The following is a 24,115-nucleotide window of genomic DNA, read 5'->3' as shown; positions in this document are numbered from 1 at the left end:
GGGCGGGTGCTACCGTTCCCTCGCAACCCGACCCACCCCCGCCCCCCCCTTTCCAGGGGGGGAGACGTAATCTCAGAACCGCACGTTAACGCCCGCCGTCACCGTCCGGCCGATCCGCGTCTCGAACAGCGTGTCCTGCCGGACGCTGTCGGTATAGAGGACGTTCCGCTCGTCGGTCAGGTTGGTCGCCTCGACGATCAGCTTGATGGTGTCGGTGATGCCATAGGATGCCGAGGCATCGACATAGAGCGTCGGCTTGTTCCCCTGAAGATCGCTGCCGGGCGATGCCGGAATGCCGCGGATGAAGCGGTCGCGATAATTGGCGGTCGAGCGGATGCTGAACCGATCGTCCTCATAGAACAGCGTGCCCGACGCGGTGTTCTTCGACAGGCCGACCAGATCGTTGGGCGTCGTCACGGTCGGCACCCCGCCCACGCTGGCGAGGACATATTCGATCTCCGACGTCACGCGGGTGTAATTGGCCAGCACGCCCAGATTGCCGAGGAACCCGGGCAGGAAGTCGAGCCGCAACTGCGCGTTGACCTCGACACCCTGCAGCGGACCGCCCGGCGTGTTGAACGGCTGCGACACGGTGAACAGCTCGTCGGGCGAGGTCTGGCTGTTCTCCAGCAGCGCGTTGGGCAGCCCCAACTGGTTGAACGGGATCTGGCTGTTGACGTTCTGGATATAGCTTTTGATGTCCTTGTAGAAATAGGCGACCGACAGCAGCGAGCCCGGCTTGAAATACCATTCGAGCGCGGCGTCGAAGGTGTTGGCGCGGATCGGTTCGAGAAACGGGTTGTTGACGTTGCCGACACGCGTCACCGGATTGACCCCGCTGGTCGGCGTCAGGATGCCGAGTTCGGGCCGGGTCATCACCTTGGCCCCCGACAGGCGGATCAACAGGTCGCGCACCGGTTCGATCACGACATTGGCCGAAGGGAGCCAGTCGTCATAGCCGCGCCGCGCCTGCGCATATTGCCCGACGAGGTTGGTGGGCGAGGTCTGCCCGGCGGGCGGTGCGACCGCGATATAGCCCGAGGTGAACAGGTCGGTCTTGATATAGCGCACGCCCACGTCGCCGCGTACGCCGATGCCGAGCGTGTCGGTCAGATCGAAGTTGCCCATCACATAGGCGCCCTTGATCTCCTCCTTCACCCGGCTGCGCCCGCCGCCGCATTCGACGCCGCAATAGCGCACCGCATCGAAGCCGAAGGTCGAGGCCCATTTGTCGGGATCGATCGCCGCCCAGCTATTGGGCGCACCCGATCCGAACAGGTCGCCGACACCGTCGATCTGCCGGGTGATGCTGGCGAGGCTGGTCCCGGCGGGCAGCGCGCGGACGACGGTGTCGGCGTTGTACGGCCGCAGGAACGACGAGACGAAATCGCTCTCGCGATACTGGCCGCCGGTCTTGACCGTGAAGCCTTCGGCGACGGTCCAGCCGAGATTGACCTCGCCGGTGAAATTGTCGGTCGTGTTCTTGGACGGCTTGCCCTGATAGCTGAACCCGCCAAGCACGGTGCCGTCCGACAGGCCGGGGGCGTAGGTGAAGTTCGCCGGGTTCGCGACATCGAAGCCGAAACCGATCGTCGGCGTGCTGCCCTTGCCGCGGAAATCGATCGAGAAATTGTCGCTGTCGATGACGTCCATGAACGTCTGCAACCGCTTGCGCCCGTCCCACACCGACTGGTTGCGCCCGACCAGCATCGTCAGTTCGAGCGCGTCGTTGAACCGGTGCTTCAGGTTGAAATTGGCCTGTTTGAAGGTCGAGACGAAGTGGTCGACCAACCCTTCGGAGCGCACGTCGACCCCGTCGAACAGGCCATAAAGCAGCGAGCCGTTCTCGCTGAATTGCGCATCGCGGACCGACACCATCGGCTGCCCATTGTTGGCGATCGACCGACCGAACGAGATGCCGGCGATGTAATTGTCGCGACGCTCCACGTCGAAGCGCGAATAGAGCAGGTCGACCGAGATGTCGGTATTGTCGTCGGGCTTGAACTGCACGGTGAAGGTGCCGCCGATGCGTTCCTGATCCTGTTCGGAATTCAGGTAGCGCGGCAGGCGCGGGAAGAACGCCCCGCTGCCCGGCGTGTTGGGCAGGTCGGCGCGGCGCAGCCCGAGGATGGTGTTGTAGGCCGCGACCGATCCGGTGCGCGGATTGCCGGTCGAACAGTCGCCGATCGTCGCGCCCTTGGTTCCGAAGGCGGGATAAAGCGGATTGACGCCGACCGGCGAACAGAACAGTCCGTTGGTATTGGCCGACAGAATATCGACCGCCGAATAGCCGACCTCGCGCAGATGCCGCTTCTGATAGGCGACCGAGGCAAGGACGCCGAACGTGCCGTCGGCGAACTTCTTCGACACCAGCAACGAAGCGCGCGGGTCGACCTGTTTCGACAATTCGTTCCAGATACCACGCGCGGTCGCGGTCAGCACGAAATCCCCGCGCGCGTCGAGCGGCTTGGGCGCGGTCAGGTCGACCGTGGCGCCGAGCGAGCCCTCCTCGACATCGGCCGAGGGGGTCTTGCGCACCGACAGGGCCGAAAAGATTTCGGTCGGGAAGATGTTGAAATCGAAGCTGCGGCCGTTGTTGCCCGCGCCATAGATGTCGGACGAACCGGTCTGCGCGGTGCCCTCCATGCCGTTGATGCGGACGCGGGTGAAGCCCGCTCCCAGACCCCGGACCGAGATGTTGCGCCCTTCCCCGCCGTCGCCGCGCGCCAGTGCCACGCCGGGCACGCGCTGCATCGATTCGGCGAGGTTCGCGTCGGGAAACTTGCCGATGTCCTCGGCGACGATGCTGTCGACGGCCGCCGTCTCACGGCGCTTCTGGCCCAGCGCACTGTCGAGCGAGGCGCGGAAGCCGGTGACGATGATCTCGCCTTCGTCGGCGGTCTGCGGCGTGGCGGTATCGCCGCCGGTGTCGGCCGGGGTCGTCTGCGCGGCGGCAGGCACGGCGGCAAGCAGCGCGACCGACAGCGCCGCGAACGAGGCACCACGGCGCGCATGGATACGGAACTTCATGTTCTTCCTCTCCCTGTATCGGGATCACGAAATCTGTGACTCGTGTCCCATATTTTGATACTTATATGCACATAGTAGATCATGCTGGCACGGCTGTCACCTGTCCCGATGCCCTCATGCGATCAAAAATTGCGCCGACGCCGCCGTGGCTGGCCGGAGCGTCGCGACTGTTCGCGGTCGCCGCAGGTTTCGGGAGATTGCCGTAAATTACGCAAATCATTGGGAACCTGTCCGGCAACTTCGCTTGAACAATCGTGGCTATGCTCGTTCCCGAAAGGTGGTTCGATGCTGGTGCGATTTTCGGAAAGGTCGTGGGAATGGTCGCCCGGCACCGTCGCCGCGCTGGCGCTGGCCGGGGTTCAGATCGCGCTGGCGCTGGCGGGCATGGCCCATCCGACGCTGCTGACGCTCCCGTTCCTGCTGCTGCTCGCCGCGCTGACGATCGCCGATGCGGTGCTGATCGCCTATGCCAGCCTGCCGGTCGAGGCGAAGGTCATGGCGGTCGCCGCGATCGGGCTGGCGCTGACCGGGGCGGCGATGATCCACGGCACGGTACGACCGGCAGCGGTGACGATCCCGGCGCTGGCCTCGCCGGACGTCATGGCTGGGCCCGGCGCGATACCGCCGGTTTCCCGAACCGCCGGCCTGACGATCGCTCCGGGTGACGATGCCGTCGCGGCAGGGTTCGGCACCGATGTCACCCGTCTGGTTGCCGAAGCCGGGGGCGACGTGGTCGATCCGCCCGAGATCGCCGCGACGATCAGCGTCGATACCGACGCGCTCGGCACCGCCTATCGGCTCGTCTGGTCGATCCGGCGCGGCGCGGACCGGCGGTGGTGCGGACAGAGCATGGTCCGCCATGCCTCACGCGAGGCGGCGGCGCGCGCCGTCGCCGCGCTGATCGTGGCGGCACGATCGATCCCGGCAACGGAAGGGCTGCGATGCGACTGATTCGGCGAACTATTCCGGGTATCCGCACTTTGCGTGAATTGGCACTGGCGCACGACCGGCGCGGGGCGGCGGTGGTCGAACTCGCGCTGGCCTTGCCGGTCCTGCTGACGCTGCTGTTCGGTATCCTGACCGGGGGGACGTGGCTCGCCATGTCGCACGCGGTCCAGCAGAGCGCGAACGAAGCCGGACGCGCCGCGCTGGCCGGATTGACGCAGGGCGAACGCGCGACGCTGGCCACCAACGCGGCGCGTACCACGCTGGCGCAGACCTATGGCGTCGCCGCGAGCGCGGTGACGGTGACGGTGCAGGACGACGGCCAGCGGCTGACCGTCACCACCCGCTACGACGGCACCGCCAACCCGCTGCTATCGCTGCCGATCGTGCCGGCGCAGAGCAAGACGATCGAGCGCCGCGCGACGATGTTGCTGACGGGGCTGTAGATGCGACGGCCGGCGCCTCTGTCGGGACTGGTCGATCGCCGCGACGGCAATGTCACGATGCTGATGGCCGGCGGGTTGGCGATGCTGCTCGGATCGGCGGTGCTGGGGGTCGATACCGCCTCGCTGTTCCTCGAAAAGCGGCGGTTGCAGGGCGTGGCCGACGCCGCCGCGCTCGCCGCCGCCGCGCAGGTCGAGGATGGCACCAACCGTGCGCAGGCGGCGGTCGCCACCGCCCCGGCCAACCAGACCCGCCTGACCGCGATGACGATCGGCCGGTTCGATCCCAACCCGGCGATCGCGCCCGGCGCACGGTTCACCGCCGGGGCGCTGCCGTCCAATGCGGCGCGCGTGTCGCTCGAAAGCCGGATGCAGCCGATCTTCGCCCAGGTGTTCGGGCGACAGGCCACGCCGATCGCCGCGCGCGCCACCGCCGCGCGGATCGATCTTGCCGCCTTTTCGATCGGGTCGCGGCTGGCGGCGGTGCGCGGCGGCCTGCCCAATGCGCTGCTGTCGCAACTGGCCGGCACCGAACTGCACCTGACCGTCATGGACTATACTGCGCTGGCCGGGGCGCAGGTCGACCTGTTGCGGATGAGCGAGTTGCTGCGCAGCGACATCGGGTTGCAGGCGGTGACGTTCGGCGAGGTGCTCGGCACGCGGATCGCGCTGCCCAAACTGGTGACGGCGATGGCCGGCGCGACCGCCAATGCTGCGGCGGCGCAGGCGCTGCGGACATTGGCCGGGCGGCTGCCCAACCGCAACGTGCGGCTCGACACGATCATCGATCTGGGACCGCTGACCGGCGCGGTGCGCAGCGATCCGACACGGCCGGTGGCGAGCGATGCCTTCACCCTGCTGCGCGAATCACTGCTCATCTCGGGCGGGACGCGGCAGGTGCAGACCAGCGTCGACCTCGGTATTCCCGGCATCGGCGAAATCCGGATGTGGCTGGAAATCGGCGAACACGCCGCGAACAGTCCATGGCTGTCGATCGGCGCCAGCGGCGAGCGGGTGGTCCGTACCGCGCAGACGCGGCTGTGGCTCGACGTTGCGCTGGTCAACGTGCCGCTCGGCCTCGCCGCCGTTCGTACCCCGATCTATGTCGAACTGGCCGAGGCGGAGGCGAAACTGGCCTCGGTCGGCTGCAACGGCGGGCGGGCCAGGGCGAGCGCGGCGCTCGACGTGACGCCGGCGGTCAGTCGGGTCGCCATCGCCGACCTCGATCCGGCGGCGCTCGGCAATTTCCAGCGGGCGATGGAGTTGCGCCCGGCGCGCGTCGTCGCGCTGCCGCTCGCGTCCGTCTCGGCGTTCGCCGACATCCGGCTGGGCGGCACGCAGGCGCAGCGCGTCACCTTCAACGCCGGCGAGATCGACGGCGGCACGGTCAAGACCGTCGCGACCAACGACGTCGCGCGGGGCGTCGCCTCCAGCCTGATCCGCAATGTCGACCTCGACGCGCGGGTGCTGGGCCTCGGATTATCGGCCGGTCCATTGGTGTCGAGCGTCGGCAACGTTCTCGCACTCGCCGCGCCCGCGCTCGACATGGTGGTCGATCAGGTCACGGGCCTCGCCGGCGTCCGTATCGGCGAGGCCGACGTCCGGGTGAACGGCGTACGCTGCGGCACGCCGATGCTGGTGGGATAGTCAGGACCGGGTCAGCAACAGCACCGCGCCTTCGCTGCCATAGCTGCCGTGCATTTCCGACATCGCCACGCTCACCGGCACCCCCTGCCCTTCGTTGTTGAGCATCACCGTATCGATCGTCCCGATCCCCCCTTCACTGAGAACGGTATCGAGCGCCTTGCGAAAGGCGACCCGGTGCGCCACCGGCACGAGATCGGCGACGGCGACGTGGCGCAGCCGCTCGGCGGGCAACTGGATCAGCCCCGAAAAGCTCGCATCGACCTGTTCGATATGGCCGCGGGTGTTGACGCAGGCATAGCCGACGCCGTCATGCCCCTCCACCGCCGCGCGGATCGCCTCGCGCCGGTCGCCCATCCGGTGGCGCTGCACATCGTCGGTAATATCCTGGAACAAGATGGTCACATGCCGGGCATAGGGATGGACGTCGACGCGGATCCAGTTGCCCGGCCGGAACAGCGACGGCAATTCGGCGGTACACGGCTCCTTGCTCGCCACGGCGCGGCGGACATAGGTGCCGACGAGCGAGCGGCGCAGCGTCGGCACCGCCTCGAAGATCTTCTGCCCGACCAGCGAGCGGTCGGCGTGATCGACCATCACATGCGCGACCTGGTTCGCGACCAGCACGGTCATCTCGTAATCGATCTGGAGCACGCCGTTGCGCAGGCAATCGGCGAAGCGCTGGACCGCGTCGATCACCGGTTGCGACGATCCGTCCCCCGACGGAACCTGCCGCAGACTGTCGTAATGCGACACGGTGGTCAGTATATGGGTCGGCCGGCCGTGATGGGTTACGACGATCGCATCATCGGGGTGCATCTGGCGCAACTGACCAAAGCGGCGCGCAAGATCGGCGGAAGATACCGACAGTGATTTCGGCACCGGTACGGTCGGAACAGTCTCGTCGAATGGGAGCACCGCCAACCTCCAATATAAGTAAACTTACATCAATTAACTAATTAATATCGTACTTTAGCGACCGACCTGACAAAAAATCAATAGATGCAGCGTGATTGCGCGCGAACTGACCTGCAATTTGGCGAAGTATATTTTCGCCGATTTCGGCGGCGATTGTGATAGCGATACCAGTTCGTTAGTCCGGGTCGAAAAAAAGAGGGGGGATGCCATGCGCTGGAACGTGATCGTGTTGCTGGCCGCGATGATCGGATCGCCGGCGGCTGCCGGGCCGTGGGTAGCGGGGTGGACGACGTCACCGTTGAAAACCAATGCCGAACAGATGCTGACGCCGCAGCAGGCGACCGGTACGACCATCCGTCAGATCGTGCGGCTGTCGCTCGGCGGGCGGGCGGTGCGGGTGCGGTTCACCAACGCCTTCGGCGCGACGCCGCTGCGGATTGCCGGCGCGCATGTCGCGCTGGCCACCGGTCCGGCAGCGGCCACGACCAAGCAGGCAAGCGACCGGGCGCTGACCTTCGCCGGGCGGGGCGACGTGACGATCCCGGCGGGGGCGGACTGGTGGTCGGATCCGGTCACGCTGCCGGTCGCGGCGTTCGACGATCTGGCGATCAGCATCCGCTTCGCCGAACTGCCGCAGCAACAGACCGGCCATCCCGGCGCGCGCACGCGAAGCTGGATCGCGCCGGGCGATGCGCTGGCCGACCCCGCCTTTGCCGGTGCCGCGCCGGTCGAACGCTGGTTCCAGATCGCGGGCGTCGAGGTCGACGCCGTCCCGACCGCGCGGGCGATCGTCGCGTTCGGTGATTCGATCACCGACGGATACGGGACCAGGGACGGGGTAAATGCGCGCTGGACCGACGGACTCGCCCGCCGGCTTGCCGCGCATCGTACGACGCGCAGCGTGGCGGTGGTCAACCACGGCATCGGCGGCAATTGCGTGCTGATCGAATGTAGCGGCCCCAATGCGCTGTCGCGGTTCGATCGCGACGTGCTGAGCCAGCCGGGCGCGCGCTATCTGATCCTGCTCGAAGGGATCAACGATCTGGGCGGCCTCGCCCGCGAACGGCCCGTCAGCGCCGAAGCGCGCGACGCGCATACCGCGCGGCTGATCGCCGGCTATGCGCAGATCGTCGCCCGCGCGCGATCCCGCGGGTTGTGCGTGATCGGCGGCACAGTGATGCCGTTCGTCGGCAACGACTATTATCACGCCGATGCGCAGGCCGAAGCGGCGCGGCAGGCGGTCAACCGGTGGATTCGCACCCCCGGCAATTTCGACGCGGTGATCGATTTCGACCGGGCGGTCCGCGATCCCGCGCATCCCGACCGGTTGCTGCCCGCCTATGATTCAGGCGACCATCTCCACCCATCGGCGGTCGGATACAAGGCGATGGCCGATGCCGTGCCGCTGACGCTGTTCGAGCGGTGACGCCCGACCTCGATCGCGATGGCGCACGGCACCTGCCTGGTGCCGCCGCCACCGCGGTCACCGCGATCGAGGCGGCACTGGCGCACGTTCCGCCCGAACGGGCCGGCGTGCGGTTGCACGGTATCGGCGCCTTGAGCGACCTGTTGTCGGGCACCGGTGCGATCGGGCGACTGGCGGCGGCGGTGCTGGGCCACCGGACCAGGCCGGTGCGGGCGTTGTTGTTCGACAAGACGGCGGACACCAACTGGGCGCTCGGCTGGCATCAGGACCGGACGATCGTCGTCGCACGACGGCATGACATTCCCGGCTACGGGCCATGGACGGTCAAGCAGGGGTTGCAGCATGTCGCGCCGCCGCCCGATTTGCTCGCCGCAATGGTGACGATGCGCGTACACCTCGACCCCGTGCCCGGCACCAACGCGCCGTTGCTGGTGGCCGGCGGATCGCATCGGCTGGGGCGGATTGCGGAAGGCGATATTCCCGCCATCGTCGCGGCATCGCCCCGCTTCGTCTGTACCGCCGATCGCGGCGACGTATGGCTCTATTCGACACCGATCCTGCATGCGTCGGACGCGGCGGCACACCCGTCGCGGCGGCGGGTGTTGCAGGTCGATTATGCCGCCTGCGACCTGCCCGGCGGGCTGCGCTGGGCGGGAGTGTAGCTCTTGGCAGGGGATCGGGGTGGCACCATTTACGACTGTGACCGCGTGTCGAAAGGACCATCCATGATCGATCTGCATTTCTGGCCGACGCCCAATGGGCACAAGGTGACGCTGTTCCTCGAGGAAGCGGCAGTGCCTTACACCATCGTGCCCGTGGACATCGCCAATGGCGAACAATTCCGTCCCGAATTTCTCGCCATCTCGCCCAACAACCGGATGCCCGCGATCGTCGATCACGAACCGGCGGGCGGCGGCGAGCCGATCGCGCTCTTCGAATCGGGGGCGATCTTGCTGTACCTCGCGGAAAAGACCGGGCGCTTCCTGTCCGCCGATCCGCGTGGGCGGTATGACGCGATCCAGTGGCTGATGTGGCAGATGGGCGGGCTGGGGCCGATGTCGGGCCAGAACTTCCACTTCAACGTCTATGCCCCCGAAAAACTTCCCTATGCGCAAGACCGGTATCGGCGCGAGACGGCGCGGCTGTACGGCGTGCTCGACAAGCAACTGGGGACCCATGAGTATCTGGCCGGCGATTATTCGATCGCCGACATGGCGTCTTATCCGTGGCTCGTCCCGCACGAGAAGCTGGGGCAGGATCTGAACGACTTCCCCAACCTTAAACGCTGGTTCGACGCGATCGCCGCGCGGCCCGCGACCAAGGCGGCGTATGACAAGGGCGAGGCGATCGGTCGGGGCGACACGCCGATGACCGATGAACAGCGCCGCATCCTGTTCGGCACGCCCAAGGCGGATTGACGCGACGGGTTGCGACAAACTGCGACAATCGGAACCGCGAGGCGACATAGCGCGGCGACAAGTCGCGGGCATATGGGGTGCATCCTCCACCGGGGATGTGCCCCGTTCCACCGAAAGGTCCTTCATGCGCCCATTGCTTCTTGCCGCCTCGCTTGTCGCCTTTGCCGTACCGGGCATCGCGATGGCGCAACAGTCCGTTCCCCAGCCGCCCCGCCCGATGGCGGACGGCGTGCTGACCCGCACCGATGCACTGGCGCGGGCCGACCTGCGTTTCGACGCGATCGATACCGATCGCGACGGCCGGATCGGCGCCGCCGAACGCACCGCCCTGCCCCCGCGCGGTCCGCGTCCGGCGGGTGATGCCGGTTCCCCGCCCCCGCCCGGTGGTCCGCGCGGCTTTGGTGGCGGACGGATGCTGGAACGTGCCGATACCAACCGCGACGGCGTCATCACCCGCGAGGAATATCGCGCACAGGCCGCCGCCGCGTTCGACCGGCAGGATATGAACAAGGATGGCCGGATCGATGCCGCCGAACGCCAGCAATGGCGCGAACAGCGGATGGAGCGTCGCGCCGAACGCGCCGACGACTGATCGCGCATCCTTGACCCCGGACGGTGCCATTCCCGGCACCGTCCGGCGGTTCCCTTGACCTACAGGCTCGCCTAGCATGTCCGACATGGCCGATATTCCGCACCTGTTGCTCGTCGACGACGAGCGATCGATCCGCGAACCGCTCGCGCAATATCTCACCAAACAGGGGTTCCGCGTGACCCAGGCGGGCGATGCCGAGGGGGCGCGCGCGCGGCTCAACGCCTATGCGATCGATCTCGCGATCCTCGACATCATGATGCCGGGCGAGGACGGGCTGTCGCTGTGCCGCCACATCCGCGAGACGGGCGACACGCCGGTGATCCTGCTGACCGCGCGGGCCGAGGAAACCGACCGGATCGTCGGGCTGGAGATGGGTGCCGACGATTATGTCGTGAAGCCGTTTTCCCCGCGCGAACTGGCCGCGCGGGTGAAGGTGGTGCTGCGCCGGACCGCCAGCGGTGCGGTGCGCCAGCATGCGCCGGAGGCGGGATCGTTCGCCTTTTCGGGCTGGGTGCTGAAGACCGGCGAGCGTGCGCTGGTCGATCGCGAGGGCGTGTCGGTGCCGCTGTCGACCGGCGAATATAATCTGCTGCACGCGCTGGTGACGCGGCCGCGCCAAGTGCTGACCCGCGACCAGTTGCTCGACCTGACGCAAGGGCGCGAGGCGGCGGCGTTCGACCGGGCGATCGACAATCAGGTCAGCCGGCTGCGCAAGAAGATCGAGGCCGATGTGCGCAACCCGGAGATCATCAAGACGGTCTGGGGCGGCGGCTATACGCTGGCCTCCGAAGTGACCCGGCTGTGAAACGCCTGTGGCCAGCCAGCCTGCCGGGGCAGATCGCGCTGCTGGTCGCGATCGCGCTGTTCGTGGCGCAGGCGATCAATTTCGGCCTGTTGCTGCGCGAACGCCGCGCGTTCCGCTTCGCCGAGGTGACGTTGCCCGCCGTCACCCGGCTGGTCGATGCCGCCGAACGGGTGAATTCGCCCCGCCCCGTCGTCCCCGATCCGCGTCGTGCCGACCGGTTGCGCGGGGTCCGGCTGGTCACTCGTGCCCCCGCCGTGCCCGGTGGCGAGCATGAAACCGATGTCGAGGCAGCGATCCGGCGCGGCTTCGCGGATGCCGGGATTACCGTCGGCCGCATCGAGGCGCGGGTGCGTGCGGTCGAGGAAGCCGACATCCGCGCCCGGCAGATGGACCGGCGCCGGGTCGAACGGTTGCGGCGGATGGGTGCCATGATCGGGGTCGTGGTGGAACTGCCGGGGCGTGGCTGGCTGGTCGCGAACAATCCGTGGCCGATCGCCGAGCGCGGGTTGCTCTGGCAATTGCTGGCGCAGACGCTGATCCTCTACGTGATCGTGCTGGTGCCGGTGCTGTGGGTCGGGCGCGGCATCGCCAAGCCGCTGCGCGGGCTGGCCGGGGCGGCGCGCGCGTTCCAGCCGGGGCGGCCGCTGCCCGAGATCGAGCCGTCGGGGCCGCAGGACGTGCGGCTGCTGATCGCCGCCTTCGCCGACCTTGCCCGACGGGTTAACGCAATGATCGAGGAAAAGGACCGGATGCTCGGCGCGATCGGCCATGACCTGCGCACCCCGCTGGCTGCGCTGCGCGTCCGCATCGAATCGGTCGAGGACGATACCGATCGCCAGCGCATGGCCGAGACGATCGACGAGATGAACGCGACGCTGGAGGACATCCTGTCGCTCGCCCGGCTGGGGCGTCCGAGCGAACCGCCGACCGACGTCGACGTGGCGGCGCTGGTCGATGCGGTGGTCGAGGATTTCCGCGATTTGGGCGCGGCGGTCGATTTCGTCGAGGCGGCGCGGGTGCCGCTCAGGATGCGGCCCAATCTGATGCGCCGCGCGGTGCGCAACCTGATCGAGAACGCGGTCAAATATGCCGGCACGGCCGAAGTGCGGGTCGAAACGGGCGCGCAGGCGGTGACGATCATTGTGTGCGATCGTGGTCCCGGCATTCCGCCCGACCGGCTGGACGCGGTGTTCGATCCGTTCACCCGGATCGAGACGTCGCGCAACCGCGGCACCGGCGGCATCGGCCTCGGCCTCGCGCTGGCCCGCGCGATCGTGGGCGATGCGGGGGGTGAGATCACGCTGGCCAACCGCGACGGCGGCGGGCTGGACGCGACGATCCGGCTACCGCGGTAGGGTGGATGGCCGTCAATGAGGCGTTCGGCTTCCCCCCTCCCTGGAAGGGAGGGGTCGGGGGTGGGTCGGTCCGCGAGGAACCGGTGCGCCTGCCACGACCGTACCCACCCCCAGCCCCTCCCTTGTCAGGGAGGGGAGCAATTTCGCTGACGTTGCCGCCAAATGTCGATCGGTCCCGGTTCGCTGCGGCCACGAAACGAAACCGTGCAAGCGACGTTGGATCGGCTACGATGATAAAGGTGGCCAGCTACAACATGCGCAAGGCGATCGGCACCGATCGCCGCCGGATGCCGGAACGCACGCTGGAGGTGCTGCGCGAGATCGACGCGGACATCATCGCGCTTCAGGAATGCGACCGGCGGCTGGGCGAACGGGCCGGCGTCATCCCGCTCAACATGCTCGACGAACATAGTCCGTGGGCTGCGGTGCCGGTGGCGATGCGGGCGCAGTCGATGGGGTGGCACGGCAATGCGCTGCTGGTGCGGAAAGGTGCGATCATCGCCGAGCCGCACCGGATCGAGATCCCGGCGCTGGAACCGCGCGGCGCGGTGCGCGCCGATGTGACGATCGGCAGCGTGACGATCCGGGTGGTCGGCATGCACCTCGATCTGTCCGGGCTGTGGCGGCGCAAACAGGCGAACGCGATCCTGCGTGAACTGGACGGATGCGCGCCGCATCTGCCCTGCGTGCTGATGGGCGACCTGAACGAATGGACGCCGCAGTCCGGCTGCCTGCGCGACTTCGCGCGCGATCACCGCTTCGCCGATACCGGTCCCAGCTTTCATGCCAGACGGCCGATCGGGCGGCTCGACCGGATCATGGTGTCGCCGGCGCTGCGCATCGTCGAGGCGGGCGTCCACCATAGCGCGGCGGCACGCAAGGCGTCGGACCATCTGCCGATCTGGGCGGTGCTGGACGCTTCGTGAGCGCCGACCGCCCGCCGCAGGAACGCGAACTGCGCCTCGCGCTGATCTGCTACGGCGGGATCAGCCTCGCGGTCTACATGCACGGGCTGGTCAAGGAGATCTGGCACATCGCCCGCGCCAGCCGCGCGGCGCAGGACGGTGCCGAGCCGCTGACCGGCAGCGCCGGCGTGTATCAGGAGATGCTCGCCGATCTGGCGGCGCGGACCGGCATCCGGCTGCGCGTGCTGGTCGACATCGTCGCCGGGGCGAGTGCCGGCGGGATCAATGGCGTGTTTCTGGCGCAGGCGATCGCCACCGGCCAGTCGCTCGACCCGCTGACCGCGCTGTGGCTCGACAAGGCCGACATCGAGGCGCTGATCGATCCGGTGCAGGCCCCGGCGAGCGCGCTGTCGCGGCCATGGGCGCGGCCGATCGCGTGGATGGCGCTGGGCCGTGAGGGCGAAGAGGTGTCGAGCGTCGACCGGGCCGCACGCGACGAACTGCGTGCCAAGCTCGACCATTTCTTTCGCGCGCGCTGGTTCGAGCCGCCGTTCGGCGGGCGGGTGATGGTCGACATGCTGCTCGATGCCTTTGCCGCGATGGCAGCGGCCCCGGCAGGGCCAAGGCTGTTGCCCGATGGCCAGCCGCTCGACCTGTTCGTCACCGTGACCGACTTCACCGGCCACCCCGAACTGCTGCGGCTCAATTCGCCGGCCGAGGTCGTCGAAACCGAACACCGGCTGGTGATCGGGTTCAGCGATCATGCCGGGGGGACGCTGGCCGATGCGGCCGAGCTGGTGTTCGCGGCGCGGGCGACGTCGAGCTTTCCCGGTGCCTTTCCGCCGTTCCGCGTCGGCGAGCTGGACGCCGCGCTTACCGAGCGGGATATGGCGTGGGACGGGCGCGAGGCGTTCCTGCGGCGCGTGCTGCCGCGCCAGTCGGCGGTCGGCATGGCGGAGGCGGCGACGCTGATCGACGGATCGGTGCTGGCCAATGCCCCGTTCCAGCCGGCGATCGATGCGCTGCGCAACCGCCCGGCCAAGCGGCAGATCGACCGGCGCTTCGTCTATCTCGACCCGGCACCGGGGCATAAATTCGGTCTCGCCCCGGCGAGCGAAGGGCCGCCGGGGTTCCTCCAGACGATTTTGGGCGCATTGTCCGAACTGCCGCGCAAACAGCCAATCCGCGACAATCTGGATGCGATCCAGCGGCGCTCGGAACAGATCGAGCGGATGCTGGCGATCGTCGAGCAGGTGCGCGGACCGGTGGAGGAACAGGTCGAGGCACTGTTCGGCTATACGCTGTTCCTCGACTGGCCGACGCCGGCGCGGCTGGCGGGATGGCGCGCCAAGGCGCAGGTGCGCGCCGCGCAACAGGCCGGGATCGGCCATGCCGCCTATGGCCTGCTCAAGATCGGGCAGTTGCTCGACCGGCTGGCGGCGCAGGCCGGGGCGATCGCCGGCGACGCCTCGCCCGAATGGGTGCGGCGGACGCGGGTGCGCTTCGCCGGTGCCGTGCGGGCGGCGGGGGCGGATTGCTTCGGCCCGGAGGGCGCGAGCGACGCGACGATCGATTTCCTGCGCAGCCACGACCTGCCGTTCCGCATCCGCCGGTTGCGGTTGCTGGTGCGCACGCTGACCACGATGGAAGGTGCCCATGGCAGCGCGCCGCTGGCGGCGGTGCGGGAAGCGGTGTTCGCGAGCCTCGCCCCCTATCTGGCATGCGAGCGGGCCGACCGGTTCGCCGGGCTGAAATCGCTGGCCGGCGATGCGCGGGCCGATCCGGCGGAAGTACTGGCGGCGATGGGCGACGCGATGGACCTGCCGACGCTGGATGCCGATACCGATGCCCGGCTGTCGGCGGCATTGTCCGCGATGCCGCGCGAAATCCGGCGGCCGCTGCTGCTTGCCTATCTCGGCTTTCCGTTCTTCGACGTCGCCACGCTGCCGCTGCTGGGGGGCGAGGGGCTGGACGAGTTCGATCCGGTGCGGGTCGACCGGATCGCGCCCGACGATGCCCCCTCGATCCGGGGTGGCGGGGCGGAGGCCACGTTGAAGGGCATCCGCTTCCATAATTTCGGGGCGTTTTTCAGCCGGTCGTACCGCGAGAACGACTATCTGTGGGGGCGGCTGCATGGTGCCGAGCGGATGATCGACATCGCGCTGTCGACGCTGCCGGCCGATGTCCACCTGCCACCGGGTTATGTCGCGACGCTGAAACGCCGTGCGTTCGTGGCGATCCTCGACGAAGAGGAACCACGGCTGGCGGCGATCGGCGACCTGTTCGCCGAGCTGCGCGCCGAGATCGGCTGACACCACCACTATTGGAAAAAGCGGGCGGGCGGGCGTAAGGAAAGGACGATACCCCGGCGACACGAGAGGCAAGGCCCCATGCAGTTCCTGAAAACCCTGTTCTGGGCGTTGCTGGTGGGGGTGATCGTCGCCTTTGCGCTCAACAACATGACGATGGTTCCCCTGAAGCTGTGGGGGACGTTGTATGCCGATGTGAACCTGCCGCTGTTGCTGCTCGTCACGTTCCTCGCGGGGTTCCTGCCGACGTTCGTCGCGCTCAGGCTGACGCGGTGGCGGATGCGCCAGCGGCTGTTCGCCGCCGACCGGACGGTGCCGCTGGCCAAGCCGGTCGAGCCGGTGGTGGTGCCGCAGCCCGTGACGGGAGTGGTCGCATGAGCCGCTCGCCGATCTATGTCGCGATCGACACCCCCGATCTGGAGCGGGCCAAGGCGCTGGCGCACAAGGTGCGGGGCCATGTCGGCGGGCTGAAACTGGGGCTGGAGTTCTTCATGGCCAATGGCCGGGCGGGGGTGCGGACGATGGCCGATCTTGGCCTGCCGATCTTCCTCGACCTGAAATTCCACGATATTCCCAATACCGTCGCCAAGGCGATCCAGGCGCTGGGGCCGCTCGATCCGGCGATCCTGACCGTCCATGCCAGCGGCGGGCGGGCGATGCTGGAGGATGCCAAGGCCGCCGCGCCGGTCGGCACGAAAGTGGTGGCGGTGACGATGCTGACCAGCCTCGACGGCCACGACCTGTCGTCGATCGGCCTTGCCCCCGACCCGCACAAGCAGGTGGTGCGGCTGACCGAACTGGCGAAGAGCGCCGGGATCGACGGGGTGGTGTGTTCGGGTGCCGAGGTCGCGGCGGCCAAGAAGGTGTGGCCGCAAGGGTTCTTCGTGGTGCCCGGCGTCCGTCCGGCGAACGCCGGTGTCGGCGACCAGAAGCGGGTGGTGACACCACGCGCCGCGCTGGACGCCGGGGCATCGGTGCTAGTGATCGGCCGACCGATCACGCAGGCCGAGGACCCCGACCAGGCAGCTAGGGCGATCGAGGCAACGCTCTGACGCGCCGGGCAAGGTGCAGCGAAGCTGCACCGAGCCGCACAAGGCGCGTTCGGCCGGCGGCGCGAGGAGCGCCGACCGACGCCATGGGCTTTGCCCATGGCGCGTGAAAGATGACGAAGTTTACACGCAACGCCCTCCCACACGGCCGGGCCATTGTAGCAAATTATTGCAATATAGTCCTTTTGTCCGACCGACATATCAATTTCCGGCGCCGAAGTTTGCACATCGCGCATTCGCGAGCGGCAGCAAGCACCAGTTAGCACTGAGGCGCGACTCGGCCGTTTATTCCGCCGTCATGGCATCGATCGGTCCGTGCGGGACGGCCCGGCGGGTCGCCATAGCCGCCGCCGGTGCGCGGCGTGGACGATCGCGGCAGTGGTAGCATGGCCGTGACGACAGGCGCGGATCGCCTGCGCCACGCGCTTGCCGTGGAGGGCGAGCGGCAGGCCGAGCAGCGCGGCGGGAAGCGCGACGAGCGTCGCCGTCGCACCGTAGCCCACGACCGCGACGGTGCCGGCGATGGCCAGCAACACGACGCCGGCGGCCCGCCAGCGCAGGTTGCGGCGGCTCATTGGATGGCATCGGCATGGCGGTCGGCGATCACCACCCGCCCCGCCGCCATACCGCAGGCGGGCACGGCGCGGCACAGCAGGATGTCGGCAGGTGCCTCCGCCTCTTCGCCGAGCGCGGTCGCCACGTCGGTCGCGTCGAACGCCACACCGATCGCCGGATCGTGCAGCGCGGCCGCCGCGCGTCGCGCCCGGCCGAGGCAGGCCGGCGAGCGATCGAGGCCGCGCCCCTCGATCGCGGTGAAGCCAAGGCTGCGGGCATGGGCGAGCGCGGCGATCAGCAGCGTGCCGCAGCCGCAATCGGTATCGACGATGCGCACGGCATGGCGACGACGATCGCGCAACGCCACGAGCGTCGCGGCGACATCCGCCCAGCGTGGGTCGGACCGGGCGCGCTCACGCGGCACGGGGCAGCGCCCGGACATCGGCCGCGACCGGGCCGAACGGGATCACCGGGACCAGCGGCATCGTCGCCAGCCGCACGCTGGCATGGTACATCTGCCGCTCGGCCTCGGCGAAGCGGAGCGCGGCGGTGAGCGACACGAAACGCCCTTCGAGCAGACGGGCGGCGTCCTGCACCAGCCAGTGGCCGGCGACATCCTGACCGACATAGAGCACGACGAGGTCGGCGGGGTCCGGTTGGGGGGTAGGCGACATGATCGGGAAACCTTCGGTGGCGCGGGCGTGCATGTGCCCGCCCCGATCAGCTACGCCCCGCGCCATAGCGATTCGAGATCGATTCCGGGAAAGTGCGTAGTGGCGGCATAGGGTTCGCGGGTGACGGGTGGTGGCGGACCGGCGGTCTCCGGTTGTGTGGCGGCTCCCTCCCTGACAAGGGAGGGAGCGGGGGCGGGTCGGCGAGGCTGTGTCGGCCCCTGCCCCGTACCCCCGGCCCCTCGCCTGTCAGGGAGAGGAAAGGATGTGGGGCCGTACCTCGCGGGGCGGGTATGTTTTCTCTTGTGTGGTGAGCGACCGATGACCCGTTTCAAGATTTGCGGCCTGTCGACGCCCGAGACGCTGGCGGCGGCGCTGTCCGCCGGGGCGAGCCATGTCGGCTTCGTGTTCTTCCCCCCCTCCCCCCGGCATCTGGAGTTCGACAAGGCGCCAGGGCTGGCGACGCAGGTGCCGGGCGGAGTCGCGAAGGTGGGCGTGTTCGTCGATCCCGACGATGCGCTGCTCGACGCGGCGGTGACGGCGGGGCGGCTGGACGCGATCCAGTTGCACAAGACCGCGCCGACGCGGATCGCGGCGATCCGGGCGCGGTTCGGGCGCGAGACATGGGGGACGGTGGCGGTCAAGACGCGCGCCGATCTGGACGGGGCGCGGGCGCTCGGCGGCGCGGCGGACCGCGTGCTGTACGATGCCAAGACGCCCGAGGGTGCGGCATTGCCCGGCGGCATGGGGGTGCGGTTCGACTGGACGCTGCTAGCCGGCTTCGCGCATCCGTTGCCATGGGCGTTGTCGGGCGGGCTGGACGCGGGCAATGTCGCGCAGGCCATCCGGGTGACGCGCGCGCCGCTGGTCGATGTGTCGTCGGGCGTGGAAAGCGCGCCCGGCGTGAAGGATATTCAGCGGATCGTGGCGTTCGGACGGGCGGTGGCGGACGCCTAGGGCGGATCGACGTTCAGCGATCCGGGATGCTTTCAGGCCCGATCCGTTACCCCGGAACAGGTCCGGGGTAACGTTTGCGAGTGGAATGGACTGAACTGCCGAAACGGGCGCTTCCGCGCATGTCCCGGTCAGTCCCCGATCCCCTCGACAGCGGGCACGCGCGGGCGTAACGGACGGCCCATGAACGCCCCCAACAGCTACCGCGCCCAGCCCGACGACCGCGGGCATTTCGGCGACTTCGGCGGCCGCTATGTCGCGGAAACGCTGATGCCGCTGATCCTCGACCTCGATCGCGAATATACGGCGGCCAAGGCCGATCCGGCGTTCGCGGCACAGTTCGACGACCTGATGACGCATTATGTCGGGCGGCCCAGCCCGCTGTATCATGCCGAACGGTTGAGCGAGACGCTGCGCGCGTCGGCCGCGCCGGGCATGGGAGCGCAGGTGTGGTTCAAGCGCGACGAGCTGAACCATACCGGCGCGCACAAGATCAACAACTGCATCGGGCAGATCCTGCTAGCGATCCGCATGGGCAAGACGCGGATCATCGCCGAGACGGGTGCTGGCCAGCATGGCGTGGCGACCGCCGCCGTGTGCGCGCGCTTCGGCCTGCCCTGCGTCATCTACATGGGTGCGCGCGATATTGAGCGGCAGCAGCCCAATGTGTTCCGCATGAAGCTGCTGGGTGCCGAGGTGCGGCCGGTGACGAGCGGCGCGGCCACGCTGTCCGATGCGATGAACGAAGGCCTGCGTGACTGGGTCGCGAACGTCCACGACACCTTCTACATCATCGGCACGGCGGCGGGGCCGCATCCCTACCCGGAGATGGTGCGCGATTTCCAGAGCATCATCGGCCGCGAGGCGCGCGCGCAGATGCTGGAGCGCACCGGGCGCCTGCCCGACCTGCTGGTCGCGGCGATCGGTGGCGGGTCGAACGCGATCGGGCTGTTCCATCCGTTCCTCGACGATCCCGAGGTCGCGATGCTGGGCGTCGAGGCGGCGGGCCACGGGCTGGACAAGGATCATGCCGCGTCGCTGGCGGGCGGCTTCCCCGGCATCCTGCACGGCAACAAGACGTATCTGTTGCAGGACGAGGACGGGCAGATCGCGGAGGGGCATTCGATCTCGGCGGGACTGGACTATCCGGGGATCGGGCCGGAACATGCGTGGCTGCGTGACATCGGCCGGGTGGAGTATGACAGCGCGACCGATGTCGACGCGCTCGACGCGTTCCAGATGCTGTGTCGGAGCGAAGGGATCATCCCCGCGCTGGAGCCGGCGCACGCGATTGCGGCGGTGGCGCGGCGGGCGAGGACCATGCGCAGCGACCAGATCATCCTGGCGAACCTGTGCGGGCGGGGAGACAAGGATATTTTCACCGTGGCAAGCGCGCTGGGGGTAGAAATCTAAAGCCCTCTCCCCTTCAGGGGAGAGGGTTGGGAGAGGGGCAGTGCGCGACGCTGGTTTGACCGAACGGGCGAAGGCAGCGCGCAAAGCCCCTACCCCTGCCGAGCAGAAGCTGTGGTTCGCGTTGCGCACCGAGCGGTTTGCGGGGGTCAAGTTTCGGCGGCAATAAGGTGATCGGGTCGTATATTGCCGACTTTGCTTGCAACTCGCCCAAGCTGATCATCGAACTCCACGGGCATTTGCATGGCGAGACGGCTGCGTATGATCAAGCTCGTTCCGCGTATTTAACCGCGCAAGGCTATCGGGTAGTGCGGTTCACTAACTCTGACGTGATGTTTAATCTGGAAGGCGTGTTGCGCTTGTTGGACGGTTTCTTGACCCACCCCCTCTCCCAACCCTCTCCCCTGAAGGGGAGAGGGCTTTGACCCGGCTTGCTTCGGCGTTTTCGCAAGGGCGCGCAGCGTTGGTGTGTTTCGTCACCGCCGGCGATCCGACGTCCGACGCGACGCCCGCCATCCTCGACGCACTGGTCGCGGGCGGGGCGGATGTGATCGAACTGGGCATGCCGTTCACCGATCCGATGGCCGACGGGCCGGCGATCCAGTCGGCGAACATCCGCAGCCTCGCGGCGGGCACGCGGACCGCCGACGTGCTGCGGATCGCGGGCGAGTTTCGCGTGCGCCACCCCGACGTGCCGCTGGTGCTGATGGGCTATGCCAATCCGATGGTGCGGCGCGGGGCGGACTGGTTCGCGCAGGCCTGCGCCGCCGCCGGCGTCGACGGGGTGATCTGCGTCGACATTCCCCCCGAGGAGGACGACAGCCTCGGCGTGCAGTTGCGCGCCCATGGCATCGCCGCGATCCGGCTGGCGACGCCGACGACCGATGCCGCGCGGCTGCCCGCCGTGCTGGAGGGGGCCGGCGGGTTCCTCTATTACGTCTCGGTCGCCGGGATCACCGGCAAGCAACAGGCGGTGCAGGCGTCGATCGACGATGCGGTCGCGCGGTTGAAGGCAGCGACCACTCTGCCGATCGCGGTCGGCTTTGGCGTGCGGACTCCCGAACAGGCGGCGAGCATCGCGCGCGTGGCGGACGGGGTCGTCGTCGGATCGGCGATCGTCGAGATCGTCGCCGCGCACGGGGCCGATGCCGCCGGGCCGGTGCGCGCCTATATCGAAACGCTTGCCAGCGCGGTGCGCCACGCGGCAAAGGACCCGGCATGAGCTGGCTGAACCGCGTCCGCAACGCCCTCCCCTTCGTCGCGCGCAAGGAAACGCCCGACCATCTCTGGCACAAGTGCAAGGGGTGCGGGCAGATGATCTTCACCCGCGAATGGGAAGAGAATCTGCACGTCTGTCCGAAGTGCGACCATCATGGCCGCATCGGGCCAAAGGAGCGGTTCGGACAGTTGTTCGATGACGGCAGCGTCCAGATATTGCCCAATCCGAAAGTCGCCGAGGACCCGCTGAAGTTCCGCGACAGCAAGCGCTATGTCGACCGGCTCAAGACCGCGCGGACCGACACCGGCGAGCAGGATGCGTTTCAGAACGCCTATGGTATGATTCAGGGGCATGGCTGCGTGATCGGCGTGCAGAACTTCGCGTTCATGGGCGGATCGATGGGGCAGTTCGTCGGCGAGGCGTTCATCGCCGGCGTCGAGGCGGCGATCGCGCGCGGCGTGCCCTATGTGGTGTTCACCGCCAGCGGCGGCGCGCGGATGCAGGAGGGCATCCTCAGCCTGATGCAGATGCCGCGCACCACGGTGGCGATCGAGATGCTGCACGATGCGGGCCTGCCCTATCTGGTGGTGCTGACCGATCCGACGTCGGGGGGCGTGATGGCCGCCTATGCGATGCTGGGCGACGTGCAGATCGCCGAGCCGAAGGCGACGCTGGCGTTCACCGGGCGGCGGGTGATCGAGAGCACGATCCGCGAGAAGCTGCCCGACGATTTCCAGACCAGCGAATATTATCGCGATCACGGCCTGATCGACCGGGTGACGCATCGCCGCGACCTGCCCGGCGAACTGGCGCAGTTGATCGAGTTTCTGGGACAGAAGGCGGCGGCCTGAGCCGGGCATGCCCGATTTCGCGATTTCGGCCGACCCGGCGGTGCAGGCGCAGCTCGACCGGTTGACCCTGTTGTCGCCCGGCGCCGATGTGCTGGGGCTCGATCGGATCACGCGGCTGCTGGCGCGGCTGGGCGATCCGCATCTGGCGCTACCGCCGGTGTTCCATGTCGCGGGGACGAATGGCAAGGGATCGACCTGCGCCTATCTGCGCGCCGCGATCGAAGCGGCGGGGTTGCGCGCCCATGTCTATGCCAGTCCGCATCTGGTGCGGTTCAACGAGCGTATCCGGTTGGGCGGCACGCTGATCGACGACGGCGCATTGGCGGCGCTGCTGGCGCAAGTGCTGGACGTGGCCGACGGGATCGGCGCGAGCTTCTTCGAGATCACGACGGCGGCGGCGTTCCTCGCCTTTGCGCGGACGCCGGCGGAGGCGTGCGTGATCGAGGTGGGTCTGGGCGGACGGCTGGATGCGACCAACGTTCTGCCGGCACCGGCGGTGTGCGGCATCGCGGCGCTGGGGATCGATCACGAGGCGTTTCTGGGGAACTCGCTGATCGGCATCGCGGGCGAGAAGGCGGGGATCGCCAAGCCGGGCGTGCCATTGGTGGTGCAGCGCTATGCGCCCGAGGTTATGACGCGGGTACGCAAGGTCGCCACGGCGGTCGGGGCGACGCTCTATTGTCGGGACAGTGACTGGCGGGCTGATGATGGTTGCTACACCGATTACTGGGGCGAACTGACGCTGCCGATGCCAATGATGGCGGGGGCGCATCAGCGCGACAATCTGGCGCTCGCCGCAGCGATGCTGCGGCATCAGACGGCGGTCGACGTGCCCGATGCGGCGATCGTCGCGGCGGCAGGGGCGGCGCGCTGGCCGGCGCGGATGCAGCGGTTGCGCGAGCGCGGGCCGCTGACCGGACGGGTCGTGTCCCGGCACGGCGTGTGGCTCGACGGGGCGCACAATGAATCGGCGGCGATCGAGGTGGCAGCTTGGTGGCCACGGATCGCTCGGGGCGAGCCATCGGCGCTGGTGCTGGGGATGCTCGCCAACAAGGATGGGCGCAGCGTGCTGGGCCATCTGGCGCAGGTCGTCGATCATGTGGTGGCGGTGCCGGTTCCGGGGCATGCGTGTCATGCGCCCGAGGCGTTGGCGGCGATGGCGCGGGCGTTGGGAGTACGTGCCGAGGTGGCGGACGATCCCGCTTCGGCGCTCGATCGGGTGGCGCTGGTCGGGGCGGAGTCGGTGTTGATCGCGGGGTCGCTGTATCTGGCTGGCACCGTGCTGGCGGCGAATGATGAGGTGCCGGCTTAGGAAGAAGATTTTGTTCGCGCAGAGACGCGGAGGCGCAGAGGAGGTTGCGTTCGAGGCTGTCTTTCCCGCGATAGCGGGCCTGTTGCCGGCCTCCCGATCGCACGGGACATTGCGTCCCGAACCACCTCCTCCGCGCCTCTGCGCCTCTGCGCGAACCAACCTTCTTCGCGCCTTCGCGTGAACTACCCACTTCTTACCCTAGGAATCGTCGCCCCAGCGAAGGCTGGGGCCTCGTGCGGCTCCTGTCGCGCGCTGTCAGCGGGAGATCCCCGCCTTCGCTGAGATGACGTTTGTGTCAGGGGAA

At 68.3% G+C, this 24,115-nt stretch carries 25 protein-coding genes; 20 read left to right on the top strand and 5 right to left on the bottom strand.

Annotated elements, in window-relative coordinates:
• Positions 1-72 precede the first annotated feature (72 nt).
• Complete coding sequence (locus ASG37_RS01420) at positions 73-3,030, bottom strand: TonB-dependent receptor (protein WP_055755493.1); 2,958 nt, start codon at positions 3,028-3,030, stop codon at positions 73-75.
• Between the two features lie 285 nt (positions 3,031-3,315).
• Here ASG37_RS01420 and ASG37_RS01415 point away from each other — a divergent pair, with 285 nt between their 5' ends.
• From ASG37_RS01415 to ASG37_RS01405, 3 genes are read left to right on the top strand one after another with little or no spacing between them, the layout of a single operon-like run.
• Positions 3,316-3,981: a hypothetical protein gene (locus ASG37_RS01415; protein ID WP_055755492.1), complete on the top strand. Its 666-nt coding sequence runs from the start codon at positions 3,316-3,318 to the stop codon at positions 3,979-3,981.
• A 29-nt stretch (positions 3,982-4,010) separates the two neighbouring features.
• Positions 4,011-4,421: a TadE/TadG family type IV pilus assembly protein gene (locus tag ASG37_RS01410; RefSeq protein WP_162233443.1), complete on the top strand. Its 411-nt coding sequence runs from the start codon at positions 4,011-4,013 to the stop codon at positions 4,419-4,421.
• Complete coding sequence (locus ASG37_RS01405) at positions 4,422-6,065, top strand: pilus assembly protein TadG-related protein (RefSeq protein WP_055755490.1); 1,644 nt, start codon at positions 4,422-4,424, stop codon at positions 6,063-6,065. It begins immediately after the preceding gene.
• On the opposite strand, the gene ASG37_RS01400 is transcribed toward ASG37_RS01405, so the two are convergent.
• Complete coding sequence (locus ASG37_RS01400; protein ID WP_156349004.1) at positions 6,066-6,980, bottom strand: PAS domain-containing protein; 915 nt, start codon at positions 6,978-6,980, stop codon at positions 6,066-6,068.
• 208 nt (positions 6,981-7,188) lie between these two features.
• Here ASG37_RS01400 and ASG37_RS01395 point away from each other — a divergent pair, with 208 nt between their 5' ends.
• The 10 genes from ASG37_RS01395 to pyrF all read left to right on the top strand — a co-directional run bounded on the left by ASG37_RS01395 (position 7,189) and on the right by pyrF (position 16,842).
• Positions 7,189-8,406: an SGNH/GDSL hydrolase family protein gene (locus tag ASG37_RS01395; RefSeq protein ID WP_055757168.1), complete on the top strand. Its 1,218-nt coding sequence runs from the start codon at positions 7,189-7,191 to the stop codon at positions 8,404-8,406.
• Positions 8,403-9,068, top strand: a complete 666-nt coding sequence (locus ASG37_RS01390; protein ID WP_055755488.1) for a phytanoyl-CoA dioxygenase family protein — start codon at positions 8,403-8,405, stop codon at positions 9,066-9,068. Before ASG37_RS01395 ends, ASG37_RS01390 begins: the two co-directional genes overlap by 4 nt.
• Positions 9,069-9,131: 63 nt before the next feature.
• Positions 9,132-9,824: a glutathione binding-like protein gene (locus ASG37_RS01385; RefSeq protein WP_055755487.1), complete on the top strand. Its 693-nt coding sequence runs from the start codon at positions 9,132-9,134 to the stop codon at positions 9,822-9,824.
• A gap of 124 nt (positions 9,825-9,948) precedes the next feature.
• Positions 9,949-10,416, top strand: coding sequence for a hypothetical protein (locus ASG37_RS17225; RefSeq protein ID WP_162233442.1), 468 nt, complete (start codon positions 9,949-9,951; stop codon positions 10,414-10,416).
• Positions 10,417-10,501: 85 nt separating this feature from the next.
• On the top strand, positions 10,502-11,221 hold the full coding sequence (locus ASG37_RS01375) for a response regulator (protein ID WP_055755485.1): 720 nt from the start codon (positions 10,502-10,504) through the stop codon (positions 11,219-11,221).
• Positions 11,218-12,576: a sensor histidine kinase gene (locus ASG37_RS01370; protein WP_082447917.1), complete on the top strand. Its 1,359-nt coding sequence runs from the start codon at positions 11,218-11,220 to the stop codon at positions 12,574-12,576. The genes ASG37_RS01375 and ASG37_RS01370 overlap by 4 nt, the downstream gene beginning before the upstream one ends.
• A 230-nt stretch (positions 12,577-12,806) precedes the next feature.
• Positions 12,807-13,502 carry an endonuclease/exonuclease/phosphatase family protein gene (locus ASG37_RS01365; protein WP_055755483.1) on the top strand — a complete coding sequence of 232 codons (696 nt, stop codon included), beginning with the start codon at positions 12,807-12,809 and terminating at the stop codon, positions 13,500-13,502.
• Positions 13,499-15,793, top strand: a complete 2,295-nt coding sequence (locus ASG37_RS01360; RefSeq protein WP_055755482.1) for a patatin-like protein — start codon at positions 13,499-13,501, stop codon at positions 15,791-15,793. Before ASG37_RS01365 ends, ASG37_RS01360 begins: the two co-directional genes overlap by 4 nt.
• Before the next feature lie 78 nt (positions 15,794-15,871).
• A complete protein-coding gene (locus tag ASG37_RS01355) occupies positions 15,872-16,168 on the top strand; it encodes a lipopolysaccharide assembly protein LapA domain-containing protein (RefSeq protein WP_055755481.1) in 297 nt (98 codons plus the stop codon).
• On the top strand, positions 16,165-16,842 hold the full coding sequence (gene pyrF / locus ASG37_RS01350; protein WP_055755480.1) for an orotidine-5'-phosphate decarboxylase: 678 nt from the start codon (positions 16,165-16,167) through the stop codon (positions 16,840-16,842). The genes ASG37_RS01355 and pyrF overlap by 4 nt, the downstream gene beginning before the upstream one ends.
• Positions 16,843-17,135: 293 nt before the next feature.
• On the opposite strand, the gene ASG37_RS01345 is transcribed toward pyrF, so the two are convergent.
• From ASG37_RS01345 to ASG37_RS01335, 3 genes are read right to left on the bottom strand one after another with little or no spacing between them, the layout of a single operon-like run.
• Positions 17,136-17,414 (bottom strand): hypothetical protein, encoded by a 279-nt coding sequence (locus tag ASG37_RS01345; RefSeq protein WP_055755479.1) that lies wholly within the window; start codon positions 17,412-17,414, stop codon positions 17,136-17,138.
• Entirely contained in the window at positions 17,411-17,818 is a 408-nt protein-coding gene (locus ASG37_RS01340; protein WP_235525096.1) for an SAM-dependent methyltransferase, read from the bottom strand. The genes ASG37_RS01345 and ASG37_RS01340 overlap by 4 nt, the downstream gene beginning before the upstream one ends.
• Positions 17,808-18,068 carry a hypothetical protein gene (locus tag ASG37_RS01335; RefSeq protein ID WP_055757166.1) on the bottom strand — a complete coding sequence of 87 codons (261 nt, stop codon included), beginning with the start codon at positions 18,066-18,068 and terminating at the stop codon, positions 17,808-17,810. The genes ASG37_RS01340 and ASG37_RS01335 overlap by 11 nt, the downstream gene beginning before the upstream one ends.
• Positions 18,069-18,386: 318 nt before the next feature.
• On the opposite strand from ASG37_RS01335, the gene ASG37_RS01330 reads away from it, so the two are divergent.
• The 7 genes from ASG37_RS01330 (at position 18,387) to ASG37_RS01305 (ending at position 23,811) form a co-directional block, all read left to right on the top strand.
• Positions 18,387-19,022, top strand: a complete 636-nt coding sequence (locus ASG37_RS01330) for a phosphoribosylanthranilate isomerase (RefSeq protein WP_055755477.1) — start codon at positions 18,387-18,389, stop codon at positions 19,020-19,022.
• Positions 19,023-19,202: 180 nt separating this feature from the next.
• Positions 19,203-20,432, top strand: a complete 1,230-nt coding sequence (gene trpB, locus ASG37_RS01325) for a tryptophan synthase subunit beta (RefSeq protein ID WP_055755476.1) — start codon at positions 19,203-19,205, stop codon at positions 20,430-20,432.
• A 40-nt stretch (positions 20,433-20,472) separates the two neighbouring features.
• A complete protein-coding gene (locus ASG37_RS17965) occupies positions 20,473-20,598 on the top strand; it encodes a DUF559 domain-containing protein (RefSeq protein ID WP_235525095.1) in 126 nt (41 codons plus the stop codon).
• A gap of 1 nt (position 20,599) precedes the next feature.
• Positions 20,600-20,854, top strand: coding sequence for an endonuclease domain-containing protein (locus ASG37_RS01320; RefSeq protein ID WP_235525094.1), 255 nt, complete (start codon positions 20,600-20,602; stop codon positions 20,852-20,854).
• Complete coding sequence (gene trpA / locus ASG37_RS01315) at positions 20,851-21,651, top strand: tryptophan synthase subunit alpha (RefSeq protein WP_055755475.1); 801 nt, start codon at positions 20,851-20,853, stop codon at positions 21,649-21,651. Before ASG37_RS01320 ends, trpA begins: the two co-directional genes overlap by 4 nt.
• Positions 21,648-22,499, top strand: coding sequence for an acetyl-CoA carboxylase, carboxyltransferase subunit beta (accD, locus tag ASG37_RS01310; protein WP_055755474.1), 852 nt, complete (start codon positions 21,648-21,650; stop codon positions 22,497-22,499). The genes trpA and accD overlap by 4 nt, the downstream gene beginning before the upstream one ends.
• 7 nt (positions 22,500-22,506) lie before the next feature.
• The gene (locus tag ASG37_RS01305) at positions 22,507-23,811 is read left to right on the top strand and encodes a bifunctional folylpolyglutamate synthase/dihydrofolate synthase (protein ID WP_055755473.1); all 1,305 of its coding nucleotides are present in this window, start codon (positions 22,507-22,509) and stop codon (positions 23,809-23,811) included.
• The last annotated feature ends 304 nt before the right edge of the window (positions 23,812-24,115 follow it).

This window comes from Sphingomonas sp. Leaf407, assembly GCF_001425385.1.
Taxonomy (GTDB): domain Bacteria; phylum Pseudomonadota; class Alphaproteobacteria; order Sphingomonadales; family Sphingomonadaceae; genus Sphingomonas.
Note: the sequence above shows the minus strand (reverse complement) of the source record. Positions and strands in the feature narration are given on the sequence as shown.

Excerpts from the sequence above, each read along its gene's own strand:
- ASG37_RS17225 (WP_162233442.1), top strand. The coding sequence starts at position 9,949 with ATGCGCCCATTGCTTCTTGCCGCCTCGCTTGTCGCCTTTGCCGTACCG.
- accD (WP_055755474.1), top strand. The coding sequence starts at position 21,648 with ATGAGCTGGCTGAACCGCGTCCGCAACGCCCTCCCCTTCGTCGCGCGC.
- ASG37_RS01395 (WP_055757168.1), top strand. The coding sequence starts at position 7,189 with ATGCGCTGGAACGTGATCGTGTTGCTGGCCGCGATGATCGGATCGCCG.
- ASG37_RS01420 (WP_055755493.1), bottom strand. The coding sequence starts at position 3,030 with ATGAAGTTCCGTATCCATGCGCGCCGTGGTGCCTCGTTCGCGGCGCTG.
- ASG37_RS01385 (WP_055755487.1), top strand. The coding sequence starts at position 9,132 with ATGATCGATCTGCATTTCTGGCCGACGCCCAATGGGCACAAGGTGACG.
- ASG37_RS01355 (WP_055755481.1), top strand. The coding sequence starts at position 15,872 with ATGCAGTTCCTGAAAACCCTGTTCTGGGCGTTGCTGGTGGGGGTGATC.
- ASG37_RS01345 (WP_055755479.1), bottom strand. The coding sequence starts at position 17,414 with ATGAGCCGCCGCAACCTGCGCTGGCGGGCCGCCGGCGTCGTGTTGCTG.
- pyrF (WP_055755480.1), top strand. The coding sequence starts at position 16,165 with ATGAGCCGCTCGCCGATCTATGTCGCGATCGACACCCCCGATCTGGAG.
- trpB (WP_055755476.1), top strand. The coding sequence starts at position 19,203 with ATGAACGCCCCCAACAGCTACCGCGCCCAGCCCGACGACCGCGGGCAT.
- ASG37_RS01375 (WP_055755485.1), top strand. The coding sequence starts at position 10,502 with ATGGCCGATATTCCGCACCTGTTGCTCGTCGACGACGAGCGATCGATC.
- ASG37_RS01305 (WP_055755473.1), top strand. The coding sequence starts at position 22,507 with ATGCCCGATTTCGCGATTTCGGCCGACCCGGCGGTGCAGGCGCAGCTC.
- ASG37_RS01335 (WP_055757166.1), bottom strand. The coding sequence starts at position 18,068 with ATGTCGCCTACCCCCCAACCGGACCCCGCCGACCTCGTCGTGCTCTAT.
- ASG37_RS01415 (WP_055755492.1), top strand. The coding sequence starts at position 3,316 with ATGCTGGTGCGATTTTCGGAAAGGTCGTGGGAATGGTCGCCCGGCACC.
- ASG37_RS01330 (WP_055755477.1), top strand. The coding sequence starts at position 18,387 with ATGACCCGTTTCAAGATTTGCGGCCTGTCGACGCCCGAGACGCTGGCG.
- ASG37_RS01365 (WP_055755483.1), top strand. The coding sequence starts at position 12,807 with ATGATAAAGGTGGCCAGCTACAACATGCGCAAGGCGATCGGCACCGAT.
- ASG37_RS01405 (WP_055755490.1), top strand. The coding sequence starts at position 4,422 with ATGCGACGGCCGGCGCCTCTGTCGGGACTGGTCGATCGCCGCGACGGC.